At 44.3% G+C, this 15755-nt stretch carries 14 protein-coding genes; 11 read left to right on the top strand and 3 right to left on the bottom strand.

Annotation, left to right across the window (positions count from 1 at the left end):
• Positions 1-232: 232 nt before the first annotated feature.
• The 5 genes from IM500_RS17495 (at position 233) to rsgA (ending at position 3907) form a co-directional block, all read left to right on the top strand.
• The gene (locus tag IM500_RS17495; RefSeq protein WP_287739156.1) at positions 233-916 is read left to right on the top strand and encodes a hypothetical protein; all 684 of its coding nucleotides are present in this window, start codon (positions 233-235) and stop codon (positions 914-916) included.
• A gap of 35 nt (positions 917-951) precedes the next feature.
• On the top strand, positions 952-1308 hold the full coding sequence (locus IM500_RS17490; RefSeq protein ID WP_287739159.1) for a transposase: 357 nt from the start codon (positions 952-954) through the stop codon (positions 1306-1308).
• 173 nt (positions 1309-1481) lie between these two features.
• Positions 1482-2606: a molecular chaperone DnaJ gene (gene dnaJ / locus IM500_RS17485; protein ID WP_147073594.1), complete on the top strand. Its 1125-nt coding sequence runs from the start codon at positions 1482-1484 to the stop codon at positions 2604-2606.
• A gap of 2 nt (positions 2607-2608) precedes the next feature.
• The gene (locus tag IM500_RS17480; protein ID WP_002738399.1) at positions 2609-2830 is read left to right on the top strand and encodes a sulfurtransferase TusA family protein; all 222 of its coding nucleotides are present in this window, start codon (positions 2609-2611) and stop codon (positions 2828-2830) included.
• The gene (rsgA, locus tag IM500_RS17475) at positions 2831-3907 is read left to right on the top strand and encodes a small ribosomal subunit biogenesis GTPase RsgA (RefSeq protein ID WP_190718381.1); all 1077 of its coding nucleotides are present in this window, start codon (positions 2831-2833) and stop codon (positions 3905-3907) included.
• A 307-nt stretch (positions 3908-4214) separates the two neighbouring features.
• Here the strand turns inward: rsgA and IM500_RS17470 are convergent, their stop codons facing one another.
• The 3 genes from IM500_RS17470 to IM500_RS17460 all read right to left on the bottom strand — a co-directional run bounded on the left by IM500_RS17470 (position 4215) and on the right by IM500_RS17460 (position 6267).
• On the bottom strand, positions 4215-4349 hold the full coding sequence (locus IM500_RS17470) for an IMS domain-containing protein (RefSeq protein ID WP_287739158.1): 135 nt from the start codon (positions 4347-4349) through the stop codon (positions 4215-4217).
• Positions 4350-4416: 67 nt separating this feature from the next.
• Positions 4417-4506: a hypothetical protein gene (locus IM500_RS17465; RefSeq protein ID WP_287739157.1), complete on the bottom strand. Its 90-nt coding sequence runs from the start codon at positions 4504-4506 to the stop codon at positions 4417-4419.
• Positions 4507-5067: 561 nt separating this feature from the next.
• Positions 5068-6267, bottom strand: a complete 1200-nt coding sequence (locus IM500_RS17460) for an acetate and sugar kinases/Hsc70/actin family protein (RefSeq protein ID WP_190718384.1) — start codon at positions 6265-6267, stop codon at positions 5068-5070.
• Positions 6268-6322: 55 nt separating this feature from the next.
• Here IM500_RS17460 and IM500_RS17455 point away from each other — a divergent pair, with 55 nt between their 5' ends.
• The 6 genes from IM500_RS17455 to adhE all read left to right on the top strand — a co-directional run bounded on the left by IM500_RS17455 (position 6323) and on the right by adhE (position 15382).
• A complete protein-coding gene (locus IM500_RS17455) occupies positions 6323-7030 on the top strand; it encodes a Crp/Fnr family transcriptional regulator (RefSeq protein WP_190718389.1) in 708 nt (235 codons plus the stop codon).
• Between the two features lie 154 nt (positions 7031-7184).
• A complete protein-coding gene (gene cutA / locus IM500_RS17450) occupies positions 7185-7523 on the top strand; it encodes a divalent-cation tolerance protein CutA (RefSeq protein ID WP_190718392.1) in 339 nt (112 codons plus the stop codon).
• 174 nt (positions 7524-7697) lie between these two features.
• Positions 7698-10403, top strand: coding sequence for a phycobilisome rod-core linker polypeptide (locus tag IM500_RS17445; RefSeq protein WP_287739152.1), 2706 nt, complete (start codon positions 7698-7700; stop codon positions 10401-10403).
• A 100-nt stretch (positions 10404-10503) separates the two neighbouring features.
• On the top strand, positions 10504-11742 hold the full coding sequence (locus IM500_RS17440; protein WP_287739150.1) for an AAA family ATPase: 1239 nt from the start codon (positions 10504-10506) through the stop codon (positions 11740-11742).
• Complete coding sequence (locus IM500_RS17435) at positions 11739-12251, top strand: hypothetical protein (RefSeq protein WP_287739148.1); 513 nt, start codon at positions 11739-11741, stop codon at positions 12249-12251. The genes IM500_RS17440 and IM500_RS17435 overlap by 4 nt, the downstream gene beginning before the upstream one ends.
• A gap of 464 nt (positions 12252-12715) precedes the next feature.
• Complete coding sequence (gene adhE / locus IM500_RS17430; RefSeq protein ID WP_190718405.1) at positions 12716-15382, top strand: bifunctional acetaldehyde-CoA/alcohol dehydrogenase; 2667 nt, start codon at positions 12716-12718, stop codon at positions 15380-15382.
• Positions 15383-15755: the final 373 nt, after the last annotated feature.

The following is a 15755-nucleotide window of genomic DNA, read 5'->3' as shown; positions in this document are numbered from 1 at the left end:
TTCTCCCATCTCCCCACACCCCACACCCTGACAGGTGTAGGTTTATGACAAAGAGGTGAGCAGTCACACACTCAAGGTGAGAAAATCAAGCTAGAGATTTAGAGGAGCATCGTGAAAGGCAATGCTGAAAAACAAATATCTCCAGCAGTGGTCGTGCATAGTATCAGAACATCTGCCTCATTTGTCAATACCGCAAGCTATCGGATTGGCAACTTGGAGCTTCGGGATGGTCATGACCAAATCGAGCAGTTTGACTCAGGTGTCGAGGTTTATTGGCGCAGTCAATAAGGAAAAACCCAATACAGTCAGACAGAGACTCAAAGAATGGTATCAGTGCGGGAAGGCGAAAAAAGGAGAAAAGCGCAGCACTCTTGAGGTGAGCAGTGGTTTTGCGCCATTGTTAATGTGGGTGATCAGTTTACTGCCTATCAGTAGCGAAAAAATAGCCCTAGCACTGGATGCCACCACTATTGGCAATAAATTCGTAGTTTTGTCGATTAATGTCTTGCTGGCGGGCTGTGGGATTCCCATAGCTTGGTCGAGCGTCAAAGCTAATCAACCGGGCAGTGGTCAACCTCACTGGCAAAAACTGCTCAGACAGATCAAAGAAGCAATTCCTACTGGTTGGACTGTAATTGTGCCAGCCGACCGCGGCCTATACGCGCCTTGGCTCTATCAAGTGATTGTGGAAGCGGGCTGGCATCCGTTTTTACGCATTAACCAGCAAGGACTGGTAACAATTTCCTCTCATGGTCAATGGCAGCCCTTAGATGCCCTAGTTTCAGCCCCTGGACAATCTTGGTCGGGTCAGGTGGTTTGCTTTAAAACTAATCCCTTGGCCTATACCTTACTTGCCCGTTGGGATTCTGGCTATCAAGAGCCGTGGTTAGTTTTGACTGACTTGTCACCCCGCTGATGCCCTCTGGTATGGCTTACGTCCTTCTAGGGAATGTGTTGATCGCGACCTCAAATCCGACGGCTGGCAATGGCAAAACACAAAGTCTGCTTGACCCAGAGCGTGCCGAACGCCTTTGGTTAGCTATGGCTGTAGCTACTCTCTGGATGGTTATGCCCGGTGGAGAAGCGGAAAATCAATCTCCTGAAGCCAATTTAGAGAAACTTCCCCCCCAACATACTGTCTTTAGTAAAACTCTCCTCCTCAAACCCTTACGTCAGCTTTCTTGTTTTCTTCTGGGTTCTATTACCCTAGTTGCTGATTTACTGAAAGGTTTATCGATTCACCTTCATCGTTGGAGTTCTTTCCCTCCCACCCCCGTTGATGCTTTTTACTACTCCCCTTCCTCTTAGTTGTAAAATACCTACACCTGTCAGACTACCCCACTACCCCACTACCCCACTACCCCACTTCCTTACCAAAAAAATAGTAGGGATAACCCAACTAAACTATTATGTATAGTTTGTTAAAGTAACAACTAGACTTAAACTTTATTTATAAATTGCCAGCAGAACCATAGTCCCCTATGCCCACTGATTACTACGAAATTCTAGGTGTCTCGCGAGATGCCGGCAAAGAAGACATCAAACGCGCCTATCGTCGTCTCGCCCGAAAATACCATCCCGATGTTAACAAAGAACCAGGAGCCGAGGAACACTTCAAAGAAATTAACCGCGCCTACGAAATTCTCTCGGAACCAGAAACCCGCAATCGTTATGACCGCTTTGGTGAAGCTGGGGTTTCTGGGGGCGCTGCCGGTTTTGATCCCGACAATATGGGCGGTTTCGCCGATATCTTTGAGACAATCTTTAGTGGTTTCGGGGGCATGGGCGGCCAAGCAACCGCCCGCCGACGCACAGGCCCTACCCGGGGCGAGGATTTACGTCTCGATTTTAGACTAAAATTCCGCGAGGCTGTCTTTGGCGGCGAAAAGGAAATCCGTATCCGTCATCTGGAAACCTGTCAAACCTGTAAAGGCAGTGGGGCCAGACCAGGAACCAGTTCCCGCACTTGTACTACTTGCAGTGGTACTGGTCAGGTACGTCGCGCCACCCGTACTCCCTTCGGTACTTTTGCTCAGGTTTCGGTCTGTCCCACCTGTGACGGTGCTGGAGAGGTGATCGAGGAAAAATGCGATGTTTGCGGCGGTTCCGGACGCAGACAGGAAACCAAAAAACTGAAAATTACCATTCCTGCGGGGGTTGACAACGGCATGAAATTGCGCGTTGCCCGGGAAGGTGACGCGGGACTTAAAGGCGGGCCGCCGGGGGATTTATTCGTTTATCTAACCGTGGAAACAGATGCAGAATTTCAACGGGAAGGCAATGATATTAAATCGAATATCTCGATTAGTTATATCCAAGCGATTTTAGGATGTACCATCAAAGTTAATACTGTAGATGGCCAAGAAGACCTGACTATCCCTGCCGGTACTCAACCGAACACCGTACTGATTTTAGAAAACAAGGGGGTTCCCAAATTAGGTAATCCCGTCAGTCGCGGTGATCATCGCATTACCGTTAAAATCTCGATTCCTACCCGTGTCGCCGGAGAAGAACGGGAATTACTGGAAAAAATAGCGAAAGTTCGCGGGGAAACCGTGGGGAAAGGCGGAATCGAGGGATTTTTAGGTAATATCTTCCATAAATAACTATGACTTTAGACCTGCGCGGCACTCCCTGCCCAATTAATTTTGTCCGAACAAAATTGCAATTAGAGAAAATGACCGCCGGGGAACGGTTGGAAGTCTGGTTAGATGCCGGGGAACCGATCGAACAGGTTCCCACTAGCCTGACAGTGGAGGGTTATCAGATAGAATCGATCGAGGACCGAGATAGCTTTTTTGTTCTCAAAGTCTATCGTCCCGATTCCTAAATGGTAGATGCACAATTAACCGATTTATACGGTACAGTGGTGGCCGTACAGGCGAATTTCTATCAGGTACGCTTGGATTCTGCCGTTATGGGCGAGAATCTTCTCTGTACCCGTCGCGCTCGCTTGCAAAAAATTGGTCAATCGGTGATGGTTGGTGATCGGGTGCGTGTGGAGGAAGCCAATTTTGATGATCGGCAGGGTGCGATCGCAGAAGTCCTCCCCCGCAGTACCGAGATCGATCGGCCGGCCGTTGCCAATATCGAGCAGATTTTGCTAGTTTTTGCCCTTGCTGAACCCGTCCTCGATCCTTGGCTGATCAGTCGTTTTTTGGTGAAAGCCGAGTCCACAGGCTTAGAAATTGCCGTCTGTGTCAATAAAATTGATCTGGGGGAACCCGAACAAATAGATTTCTGGGGCGAGCGCCTAGCTGCTTGGGGATACCGGCCTTTTTTTGTCAGTGTGGAGAAAAATAGGGGATTTGAGGCTTTATTAGCACAATTAAACCATAAAATCACTCTCTTGGCCGGTCCATCGGGGGTGGGAAAATCGAGTTTAATTAATTGCCTAATTCCTGAGATTAACCAACGGGTGGGGGATGTGTCGGGAAAACTGCAAAAAGGTCGTCACACTACCCGTCATGTGCAGTTATTTGCTTTACCAAATCGGGGTTTATTGGCCGATAGTCCGGGTTTTAACCAACCTGACCTTAACTGTTTACCGGAACAATTAACTTTTTATTTTCCGGAAGTGAAACAGCGTTTAGCTTTAGGAAATTGTCAATTTAATGATTGTACTCACCGTCGGGAACCTAACTGTGTGGTGAGGGGAGATTGGGAACGTTACCAACATTATTTAGAGTTTTTAGAAGAAGCGATCGCACGAGAACAGTCATTACAGAAAACTAGCACAAAAGAGTCAAGTTTAAAGTTAAAAATTAAAGAAGCAGGTCAAGAAACCTACGAACCCAAATTAGCCAATAAAAAATATCGTCGTCCTTCCCGTCGCGGCAAAAATCAAGATCAGGAACGCTACGAAAATAAAACTCTCCAAGATATTTATAATGACGATTCTGAATAGAATCGGTTCGGTTGTCTTTATCTTCAGGGTCACTTTATAATACTAAATCCGTTGAGTATAAGCTACTTATGAGGACAGGCAAAAGGCACTCATGCAAAAGGAGCAATAGATAATCAGTTTTTAATAACCAGATTTAGTATAAATACTGTCTAAAGATGAAAATCGAACAGCAATAATTGTATGTATGGGTTTTTATCTGAACTATTTTGCCCTTTTATCTCGCCTTTTTGGAATTAATTCAACTTATCTACGAACTAAATTTTTAAGGGTTCTAGAGTTAGCTATTTTCCCTGTTCCCTCGTCACTTTCAAAATGAGGTACTAAAAGCACTATTTTTTCGATCAATTTTACCCTGACTGTTATAGAGGGTTCTTTCTTCAGTAACCACCACATCCACTGTAGCTTGATCGCCAGAGGCTGTAAAATTATTAACTGAATCTATTCTCTGAACTCCATAGATATAATAAGCACCATTATTAGCTAACCATTCGGAAGAACTTTCTTGACCATCAGAGCTTTTTACTTTTTATTTTGTCATTATAAGCTTTACCTGTAAGTAATTCTTCTCCTAAATAGGTTTGATAGGAGGGACCGAAAATATCTCTTTTTGCCTTTAACCAGCGCTCGATTAAATCTACCGAGTTAACTATCTGTTGAGGAACAGGTGAATAGACAGATTCAGGACTGGGTAAGGCATCGATGACACCTTGGGTAATTTTAACTTGATTAAAGTATTTAATTAGGTGCTTTTGTCACTCTTGAGCGCGATTTAAGTTACTAAAAGTTGCTACCTGAATATTACCATCATTAACAAAAGCATCCCGACAAAAGTTATTTTTAACTCTCTCTAAACTCACAAATGTTGCATCCTCTAATAAAAATTAACATTTAGCAATAATGTCGGGGGCGTGTTTGCGGCAATAACCTTGAATAAAAAAACAAAATTAGCAATCTGCGCCCCACGCACCAGTTAAGTAAGTAATCTCAATTAATTGTGAGATAGTGGGACAGGGTTCTGGTTCTTTGTATTTTATCTTTAATTGTAACCGGCTACTTAGTTGATGATAGGTGGTGCGTTACGACGGATTCTTACCTTCAAGTCAAAGCAGCAATTTTGGCCGTCTAACGCACCCTACGTTTTACTACTGAGGTTGATTTTTTTAAGCATTATTGACCTTCTCACCTCTAAGAGCCGAAAATAAACAGAGACGACCCAAACCCAAGATTGCTGGTGAGAAGGTTTCCTGACTGGGGGCCTCTAGATTGCAACCGGCAAATTCTTGCTGTATTTCTGTTAGAAAATAAGGCCAAATGGTTAAGAAAAAATTACCGCTAAAAATTATTCGATCGATATCTTCAAGACTTTTTTGCTGTTTTTCTAACAAATCATTAACTTTTTGTCTTAAATTATCTATATATGGTATAGTCACCTTCTTATTTAAATCGGTGCGACTGACCGTCCAAGTATGACCGGCTAGAGAGGAGGTAAATTCGCTTTCTTCTTGAAGGATTAATTTGGTTAATCTAGCGGCTGCCAGTAAAGATTTTTTTAAGGGATTAGTATCGGTGAGATCGGAACGGGAAAGAGGCAAAAAAGAACGCCAGAGAGGATAAATTAAGTGAGAGAGTATGGCCTGTTCATAGGTGTTTTCCCCGTAGTTAAAATGGCTCAGAGCGATCGCTTGACGGGATAAAGAGCGAGTTTGCGGCGGGACTTCCACTATTGCTAAAGTGGTGGTCTCCCGCTTCCCTTCGATAACCAGTAGGGTTTGGGGTTGGGGTTGGTCGCTAGTGGGAATATGGGCCAGAGCAGTAGCGAGCGCTGTTTCTAGACTAGATAGGCGATCGGGGGGTATTAGTTGCGCTGTGAGAAGGGCTTTTTTCAGGTCATCCGTGGGGGTTTCCCCGTCATCGGTGATAATAATAGCTTCTAATCGATCTAGGGCTTCCCAGAGCCAAGAATCGGTGCTAAAATCCCGATGAGATAGCCAACTAATTAGATATTCGTCCACCTGGGAGCAGGGTAAGCGATCGCTTGTTCCCGTTGCCAGACTCCAAGAAAGAGGATAAAAATCGATCAGTCCCTGGCTTTCCCGAAAAAAGACGATTTTCACCCCCTCTGGTTGCACCTCCATTCCCAGGGACCAACGGGCAACTTCAGGGGTTGGATCGGGCAACAATAAGGGAGAAAGCAGCGCTCTGGCCGATTCTAATTGTTGACGAGTGGCGATAATTGTCTCGGAAGTAACTTCTTGCGGGTTAACTAGAGAGGAAATCACCTTGGCAAGAATCCGATCGATCTCGGTCAGTAGGGAGGAAAAGTCCTGTTTATCGGTCACTGGATAATTAAAAATACCCACAACTTTCCATTCTAGAATCAACTGTCTAAAACCAACAAAATTTAAATATTAAACCATGGAAGAAAAACGCTATCCGGCGGAAAAATCAGCAGAGATTCAAAAATTATTAGATACAGCCACTTTATTGGTCGGTTTGCCCCCTGAAACCCTCGATCAAGTTGCTTCTCATGCTGTCACCCGCACTCATCCTGCTAATCGGGCGATTTTATTAGAAAATGATTGGGGTGGTTCAGTTTACTTTATTCTGGATGGTTGGGTGAAAATTCGTACTTACGATAGGTCGGGTAAAGAAGTCACCTTAAATATCCTAGGTAAAGGGGAAATACTCGGAGAAATGGCCGCTTTAGAAGAATCTCCCCGCTCCACCGATGCTATCACCTTAACCACGGCCACAATTAGCAGTATTCCCGCCCAAGATTTTGTTAATCTGCTCAAATCGGAACCTTTAGCGGGAATTCGTCTTTCTCAGTTAATGGCCAAGCGTTTGCGTCAACTTAACCGGCGTTTACGTTTACGGGAGGCCGATAGTCTCTCCAGAGTCGCCGATACTTTACTCTTTTTAGCCGAAGGTCAAGGAGAAAAAAGCTGCCAGGGTACAGTAATTCCCAATTTACCTCACCGGGAATTGAGTGGTATTAGTGGCCTGGCCCGGGAAACCGTGACCCGCTCCTTGACCAAATTGGAGAAAAAAGGCCTGATTCAACGACAGCAGCAATCTCTCTGTATTCCCGATCTGGCCGCTTTAGAAAAAATGATCGCCTAAATTCAGTTATCAGTGATCAGTGATCAGTTATCATACTAAATCCGGTTATTAAAGACTGATTATTTATCCCCCCTGTTGCCTGTTGCCTGTTGCATGAGTGCATGAGTGCATGAGTGCCTATCTTCACTAGGAAATTTATTTTGCACGATTACTTATGACTGAAAGATTAACCGGTTTTGGATTGGTGCTGGTGACAACAACCAGCGAAACGGAAGCGGAAAACTTAGCGATCGCCTTACTTAACGAGCGCTTGGCAGCTTGTGTCAGTATTTACCCGATTCGTTCCATTTATCGTTGGCAGGGACAGATTGAAAACGAGAGCGAATGGCAATTAGCGATTAAAAGCGATTTAAAGCAGTTTGAGCAGTTATCGGCGAAGATACAGGAACTTCATCCCTATGCAGTCCCAGAAATCATCGCTTTACCGATTGTGGCGGGTTCTCAGACCTATTTAGACTGGTTAGCCTCCCATACAGGTGGGGTGTCGGAATAGACCGATCGGTAAGTTTAGCGAAAAAAATCTATATAATTCTTAATAAACTATCTCAGGAAGCGCAAAAAGTTTTAATCTAGATGCTGATTAAATTTTTAAACATCTGGTTTTAAGACCGATCGCCTCCACGATTGGAGAACTCAGCACATCGTCAAGGGAGATAGTTAAAATCCAATGAGTCTTAAGGCAAGCGGTGGCAGCTCCTTAGCGCGTCCCCAACTCTATCAAACCGTCCCAGTATCTGCCATTACCCAAGCAGAACAACAAGACCGCTTTCTCGATAAACCCGAACTCAATGAACTGATCGCCTACTTCCAATCGGGGAGCAAGCGCTTAGATATTGCCCAAACGCTCACCCGGAACTCCGATCTGATCGTGTCACGGGCAGCTAACCGGATTTTTACCGGCGGTTCCCCCATGGCTTACCTAGAAAAACCCCCCGTGGAAGAAATGGCCCTGGTGGGTGCGGGTAAAGTTACCAACGTCCAGGAAGGGATGAAATTAGGAACCGTTACCTACGCGGAAAGCGGGGCCGGTGGCGGCAGTGGCCTTCTCGGGGGCTTAAAAGGGATTTTCGCCTCTAGCGGCCCGATTCCCCCCGGATTCCGACCGATCAACGTCTCTCGTTACGGTCCGAGCAATATGCAGAAGTCCCTCCGGGATTTATCCTGGTTCCTGCGTTACGTTACCTATGCGATCGTGGCCGGCGATACCAGTATCCTGATCGTTAATACCCGCGGTTTAAGGGAAGTTCTCGAAAATGCCTGTTCCATTGATGCCACCATCGTGGCCCTGCAAGAAATGCGGGCCGCTTCGATCGAGTATTTCCAGAGAGACAAGGATGCGGCCACTTTAATCAGTGACTATTTCAATATCCTACTGGGGGAATTAAAAGCCCCCACCCCCTCTAATAAACTGCGTCAGCGTCCCAGTAGTGACCAACAGGGTTTAAGTCTTCCCCAAAGCTACTACAACGCCGCCGAAAAACGGCAAAAGTTTGTCATGAAAACCGGTTTATCGGAGTCGGAAAAATCTTCGATTATCAAGGCCACCTACAGACAAATTTTTGAACGGGACATCACTCGCGCCTACAGTCAGTCCATTTCTGACCTAGAATCGAAGGTGAAAAACGGCGACATCTCGATGAAAGAATTCGTCCGTCGTCTCGGTAAATCGCCTCTCTACCGTAAACAGTTCTTTGAACCTTTTATCAATAGTCGCGCCCTAGAATTGGCTTTCCGTCATTTCCTCGGTCGCGGTCCTTCCTCCCGGGAAGAAGTGCAGAAATACTTCTCGATCGTCTCTAGCGGCGGTTTATCGGCGTTAATCGATGCTTTAGTCGATTCTCAGGAGTATTCCGACTATTTCGGCGAAGAAACCGTTCCCTATCTCCGGGGTTTGGGTGCAGAAGCGCAGGAATGTCGTAACTGGGGGATGCAGATCGACCTGTTTAACTACAGCGCACCTTTCCGCAAAGTTCCCCAATTTATCACCACCTTTGCTAAATACGATCGCCCCTTACCGGATCAGCACGTTTACGGTTCCGGAAATGATCCCCTAGAAATCCAATTTGGGGCAATTTTCCCGAAAGAAACCCGCGAACCTAGTTCTAGTCCCGCTCCCTTCGGTAAAGATACCAAACGTATCCTCATCCACCGCGGACCTGCCACTAATAACCAAAATAGCAACCCCGGCGCCCGAGGTGAATTCCCCGGTACTTTGGGACCGAAAGTTTTCCGTCTCAATAACGAGTTACCCGGTTCTAGTAATGGGGTGAGCGTTAAATTTGGCGAAAGTTCCACCCAAAGAGTGATTTTAGCGGCTTATCGTCAGGTTTTCGGTCGAATGCCCTACGAAGGTCAGCGTTTATCCGTGGCCGAGATTAAGCTGGAAAATGGCGATATTACTCTGCGGGAGTTTATCAAAACCCTAGCTAAATCCGAGACTTTCCGGAAAATCTACTGGACTCCTCTCTATGTGGTGAAAGCGATCGAATATATTCACCGTCGTCTGCTCGGTCGTCCTACCTACGGTCGTCAGGAAATGAATCAATACTTCGATATCTGCTCGAAAAAAGGCTTCTATGCTTTAATCGATGCTCTGATCGATAGTCCTGAATATACGGAAGCTTTTGGCGAAGATACGGTTCCCTACGAGCGCTATCTAACTCCCCAAGGGATGCAGTTACGGATGGTGCGTTTGGGCAATCTCCGCGAAGATATCGGCCAAAGAGTTGATAAAGAGGAAACCCCGCGCTTTATTGAATTGGGTACACCTTCGGTCTCGATTCGCACTGAACCCGATATTCAATCTCGTGTCGGTCAAGGTGTCACGGTTCAACGGGAACAAACTAAGATCTTTAAACTGTTAACTAATCTGGATAAAGTTGCCGTACAAAATACTGTTCGCGCCGCCTATCGTCAGATTTTTGAACGGGATCTCGAACCCTATATCATCAATGCCGAATTTACCGCTTTAGAGAGTAAATTAAGCAATGCTGAGATCACGGTGAAAGAGTTTATTGAGGGTTTAGGTTGTTCGGATCTTTACCTGAAAGAATTCTATGCTCCCTATCCGAATACGAAAGTAATTGAATTGGGAACCAAGCACTTCTTAGGTCGCGCTCCCTTGAATCAAAAAGAAATCCAGAAATATAACCAAATTCTGGCAACTAAGGGATTAAAAGCCTTTATCGGTGCCATGGTTAATAGCATGGAATACCTACAATTATTTGGTGAAGATACGGTTCCCTATCGTCGTTTCCCGACTCTACCGGCCGCTAATTTCCCCAATACGGAACGCTTATACAATAAGCTGACTAAACAGGATAGTGAACTGGTTGTTCCCAGTTTTAAACCAGTAGTTAAGGTCGGCGGTTAGTTAGTCCTTGAAGTTAGTTAATTTAGCTCGTGTTAAACACGAGCTTTTTTCGGGACAAATTACTGGCCAAAATTTATTATCGTCAATCTAGGGGGTAACAATGAGCCAAATTAAAGTTAAAAACTTCGGTCCAATTAAGGCGGGTTTACTAGAAAATGATGGTTTTATCGACGTTCGGAAAGTAACGATTTTTATCGGTAATCAAGGCACTGGAAAAAGTAGCATTGCTAAATTAATATCAACATTAAGCTGGTTGGAAAAAGCTCTATATCGTGGGGATTTAGAGGAAAAATATGTGACTAAATATAATCGTTTTGTTAAATCTTTTTGTCAATACCAAAATTTAACCAATTACTTTTTACCCGAAACCCAAATTGAATACAATGGAGATGTTTATCGAATTAGTTTTGAAAATGCTAAATTATCGATCGAGCGTACTGATAATTCAAAGTATCGAGTACCAAAAATTATGTATGTACCAGCAGAGCGAAACTTTTTGAGTGCAGTAAGATGGCCAGAAAAACTCAAAGGACTGCCAGAATCATTATATACTTTCTGGGAAGAATTGGATCGCTCACAACAGGAATTATCTGGCAGTTTGACTTTGCCAGTAGGTGAGGTTAAATTGGAATTTGATAAACTCAATAGACTGGCCAAGATTGTGGGTAGTGATTATAAACTAAATCTATCAGAAGCTTCCAGTGGTTTTCAGTCTTTTGTTCCTTTATTTCTCGTTTCTCGAAATATTGCTTTATCGATTAATCGAACTCAAGAAACTTCCGGCAATGAACTCAGTGGAGAGGAGCAAAAAAGATTAAAAATGGAAATCGAGAAAATTCTCTCTAATGATAATCTTTCCGATGACCTAAAAAAGGCGGCACTAGAAGTGTTATCTTCTAAATACCGCAATGAGTGTTTTGTAAATATTGTGGAAGAAATCGAGCAGAATCTATTTCCTCAATCTCAGAAAAAGATTTTATATAAATTATTTGAATTTGCCAATTTAACCCAGGGAAATAAACTAATTTTAACTACTCATAGTCCTTATATTATCAACGATCTAACCCTAGCTATCAAAGCGGATAAAGTTATCAAAAAAATCCTATCATCAGCGATTTCTAACGCCGATTACCTCCAAGAAAAGCTCAACCAAATTGTCCCGAAAGCCTCTTGTATAGCGGCAGAAGATGCTATTGTATATGAATTAACAGAGCAAGGAGAAATCCGAGAACTTGCTACATATAATGGTTTACCTTCTGATGAAAATTATCTCAATCTTTCCCTAGGAGAGACAAATCAGCTTTTTGATGATTTACTAGAAATCGAAGAACAGTTATGAAGATCAATTTCTTTGATAAAAAATGTCAGAGTCAAACCCATCGGCATGAATTTGGAATTTGCGATCCGCCATTTCCCCCAGAAACTCCCGCTTATTTAGATACAGAAAATCCCAGGGATTGGATTGCTATTGTGGAAAACTCTCAAGAAATTGAAGCGACATTTACCGCTATTGATAAATGTATTGAAATTAGAAAAGTCGATGGTAGTGGTGGTATGGATAAACGCTGTGATGGAATGCTGACCTATGCTAATTGTTTGATTTTTGTAGAATTAAAAGAACGAAAGGGGAAAAATTCGGGGTGGGTAGGAGACGGAGAAGAGCAACTAAGAAACACAATTCGGGTATTTATTGAAAATCATGGTATAGAGGATTATTCATCTAGAAAAGCCTACATTGCCAATAACAAAAAGCCTACCTTTCAGACTTCACAAACAGAGAGTATGGAAAAATTTCGCCAAGAAACTGGGTTGAGATTAATCATTCAAAACACCATCAAAATTGAGTGATTTAATTCTCTTTGATTCGGTGGCTCTGAAGATATTGATTTTCTAGAGTTTAGAGATATCCTAGTTTGATATTGAATCTCACCCTGAATCCGTTGCCAAGCTGTGATCAACTTTAAACTTTTCACTCAAGGAGTGCGGAATAGAACCAGCTTCTCGAACACCAGCTTGAATTTCTGGTAACTTGATCATTGAGTCTCTGTCCTCAAACTTTTTCTAGGTACTGGTCAATCCTAATTTATACTAAATCCAGTTATTAAAAACTGATTATTTATTCTCCCCTTTGCATGAGTGCCTCTTGCATGAGTGCCTGTCCTGATATGTAACCTATGCTCAATGGATTTAGGATTAGTATCCTATAATACCAATGCTTAGGAAACTATAAAGAAAATCCCAAGATTAAGCGAATCCCCTGCCGAAAAACGCTAGAGTAGAATAAAATGCCTAATTTTTTCGACAAAATTGTTATGACAGTTACCAATAGACAAGAGCTAGAAGAACTGATTCAACAGGTAAAAAAAGCTCAACAACAATTTGCCAACTATAGCCAAGAACAAGTAGATCTTATCTTCAAAAAAGCGGCATTAGCAGCTAACAACGCTCGCATTCCCCTGGCTAAAATGGCCGTACAAGAGACAGAGATGGGAGTAATAGAGGATAAAGTGATTAAAAACCATTTTGCCTCAGAAATCATCTACAACAAGTATAAACACAGCAAAACCTGCGGCATTATCGAAGAAGATAAATCCTTTGGATTGCAAAAAATCGCCGAACCCGTGGGCATTTTAGCGGGGATCGTACCCACCACAAATCCCACCTCTACAGCCATTTTTAAAGCCCTAATTGCCCTGAAAACCCGCAACGGCATCATTTTTTCCCCCCATCCGCGAGCGAAAGACTGCACCATCGCGGCGGCCAAAATTGTCTTGGAAGCGGCCGTCAAAGCGGGTGCGCCGGCCGGTATTATTGGTTGGATCGATCAGCCATCGGTGGAACTTTCCCAAGCATTAATGCAACATCCCAGCATTAATTTAATCCTCGCTACCGGCGGCCCTGGTATGGTAAAAGCGGCCTATTCTTCGGGAAGACCTTCCTTAGGAGTCGGTGCCGGCAATACCCCCGCTTTAATTGACGAAACCGCTCACATAAAAATGGCCGTTTCCTCGATTATTCTCAGTAAAACCTTCGATAACGGCATGATTTGCGCCTCCGAACAATCGGTAATCGTTGTCGATAGCATCTATGAAGAAGTTCGACAGGAATTTATTGATCGCGGGGCCTATCTTCTTTCCCCCGAAGAAAGGGAAAAAGTCGTCGGGATTCTCCTAAAAGATGGTCATATCAACCCCGATATCGTCGGGCAACCAGTGGAAAAATTAGCCGCCATAGCGGGAATTTCTGTTCCCGAAGATACCCGATTACTAATCGGAGAAGTAGAAAATATTGGTTTAGAGGAACCATTTTCCTACGAAAAACTCTCGCCAATTTTAGCTATGTACCGAGCGAAAGACTTTGAAGATGGGGTGAAAAAAGCCGAAAAACTGGTCTTATTTGCGGGTCGAGGTCATACGGCCGTGCTTTATACCGCACCCTCAAATCGGGAACATATTAAACGCTTTGAAGACAACGTAGAAACGGCCCGGGTATTAATTAATACCCCTTCCTCCCAAGGTGCGATCGGTGATATCTATAACTTCCGTCTCGATCCTAGTTTAACCCTCGGTTGTGGCACTTGGGGCGGTAATTCCATCAGCGAAAACGTCGAACCTACCCACCTATTAAATATTAAAACCGTGGCCGAGCGCCGGGAAAATATGCTTTGGTTCCGAGTACCACCAAAAGTATATTTTAAATACGGGGCATTACCCGTCGCTATTCGGGAATTAGCCGGCAAAAAACGGGCCTTTATTGTCACCGATAAACCTCTTTTTGACCTAGGAGTTACCGCACCTTTAGAGGAAGTTTTAGAAGAAATCGGCATCACGATTAATATCTTTTATGATGTGGAACCCGATCCTTCCCTAGAAACCGTCGAACGGGGGTTAAATGTCATTAATACCTTCAATCCCGATGTAATTATCGCTATCGGTGGCGGTTCCCCCATGGATGCCGCTAAAATTATGTGGCTACTCTACGAGCATCCAGAGATAGAATTCGAGAGCTTGGCCATGCGTTTTATGGATATCCGCAAACGAGTCTATGAATTGCCCCCTTTAGGCGAAAAAGCTCTGATGGTTTGTATTCCCACCACTTCGGGAACAGGATCGGAAGTGACTCCCTTCGCCGTCGTGACCGATCGCCGTAATAATATTAAGTATCCTCTGGCAGATTATGCCCTAACTCCCAGCATGGCAATTGTCGATCCGGAATTAGTGCTGAATATGCCGAAAAAATTGACAGCCTACGGCGGAATTGACGCTTTAACTCATGCTCTTGAGGCCTACGTCTCGGTTTTAGCCTCAGAATATACTAACGCTCTTGCTCAAGATGCCATCCGACTGCTGTTTAAATACTTGCCCAGTTCCTATCATAACGGAGCTAAAGACCCGAAAGCGCGGGAAAAAGTCCATTATGCGGCGACAATGGCCGGAATGGCCTTCGCTAATGGCTTTTTAGGCATCTGTCACTCCATGGCCCACCAATTGGGGGCCATTTTCCACATTCCCCACGGTCTGGCCAATGCCTTGATGATTTCCCACGTCATCCTCTATAATGCCACCGATGCCCCCTTTAAACAGGCGACCTTCTCTCAGTACAAATATCCTAACGTGAAGTGGCGCTATGCCAGGATCGCCCATTCTCTGGGATTGGGAGGAGAAAGCGAGACCGAAAGTGTGGAAAGATTGGTATTAGCGATCGAATGTTTAAAACGGGAAATCGGTATTCCGGCCAGTATCAAAGAGGTAATTCCCGAAACTGAAGCCGAATTTATGGCCAAATTAGACCATTTAGCCGAACAAGCTTTCGATGATCAGTGTACCGGAGCCAATCCCCGTTATCCCCTGATCGAGGACTTAAAAACCCTGTTAATCCAAGCTTATCACGGCAATTTGCCCCTAGAGGTGGCGGTAAATGGTCACGGTGATGTCAGTCTTGCCGATTTGAAGTTAGATCCGCAACCCTTGAGCTTGTAGGGATAGATTTTGCCTTTGATCCCCCCTACCCCCTAGTAGGGTTGATTCATGAATCAACCCTACTATAAATCAACCCTACCCCTACCCCCCTTAATCAGGGGAGATCCCCCCTACCCCCCTTAATAAGGGGGGATTTGACAGTTTTTAACACCTACCTACTTAGGGTTGGCTGAATAAATGTGAAATGTAGGCAAAGTAAGGGTTTTGGGGCTTTTCTTGCGAAACAGGTGCAAGATTTTGAGAGAATCGTCGTTCAAAACCTTGCATCTTCATCGGCCCGCGTCCTGTAGGGGCGAAGCATTCGGGCAATAACCTATCGGTGAAACCGTAGATTTTCTATCCGAATGCTTCGCCCGTACTTTTTCAGCAGACC

This window comes from Microcystis sp. M179S2 (assembly GCF_020245805.1).
In the GTDB taxonomy this organism is placed as follows: Bacteria; Cyanobacteriota; Cyanobacteriia; order Cyanobacteriales; family Microcystaceae; genus Microcystis; species Microcystis aeruginosa.
This window is presented reverse-complemented; position numbering and strand designations above follow the sequence as displayed.

Excerpts from the sequence above, each read along its gene's own strand:
- IM500_RS17495 (WP_287739156.1), top strand. The coding sequence starts at position 233 with ATGACCAAATCGAGCAGTTTGACTCAGGTGTCGAGGTTTATTGGCGCA.
- dnaJ (WP_147073594.1), top strand. The coding sequence starts at position 1,482 with ATGCCCACTGATTACTACGAAATTCTAGGTGTCTCGCGAGATGCCGGC.
- IM500_RS17480 (WP_002738399.1), top strand. The coding sequence starts at position 2,609 with ATGACTTTAGACCTGCGCGGCACTCCCTGCCCAATTAATTTTGTCCGA.
- rsgA (WP_190718381.1), top strand. The coding sequence starts at position 2,831 with ATGGTAGATGCACAATTAACCGATTTATACGGTACAGTGGTGGCCGTA.
- IM500_RS17455 (WP_190718389.1), top strand. The coding sequence starts at position 6,323 with ATGGAAGAAAAACGCTATCCGGCGGAAAAATCAGCAGAGATTCAAAAA.
- cutA (WP_190718392.1), top strand. The coding sequence starts at position 7,185 with ATGACTGAAAGATTAACCGGTTTTGGATTGGTGCTGGTGACAACAACC.
- IM500_RS17445 (WP_287739152.1), top strand. The coding sequence starts at position 7,698 with ATGAGTCTTAAGGCAAGCGGTGGCAGCTCCTTAGCGCGTCCCCAACTC.
- IM500_RS17440 (WP_287739150.1), top strand. The coding sequence starts at position 10,504 with ATGAGCCAAATTAAAGTTAAAAACTTCGGTCCAATTAAGGCGGGTTTA.
- IM500_RS17435 (WP_287739148.1), top strand. The coding sequence starts at position 11,739 with ATGAAGATCAATTTCTTTGATAAAAAATGTCAGAGTCAAACCCATCGG.
- adhE (WP_190718405.1), top strand. The coding sequence starts at position 12,716 with ATGACAGTTACCAATAGACAAGAGCTAGAAGAACTGATTCAACAGGTA.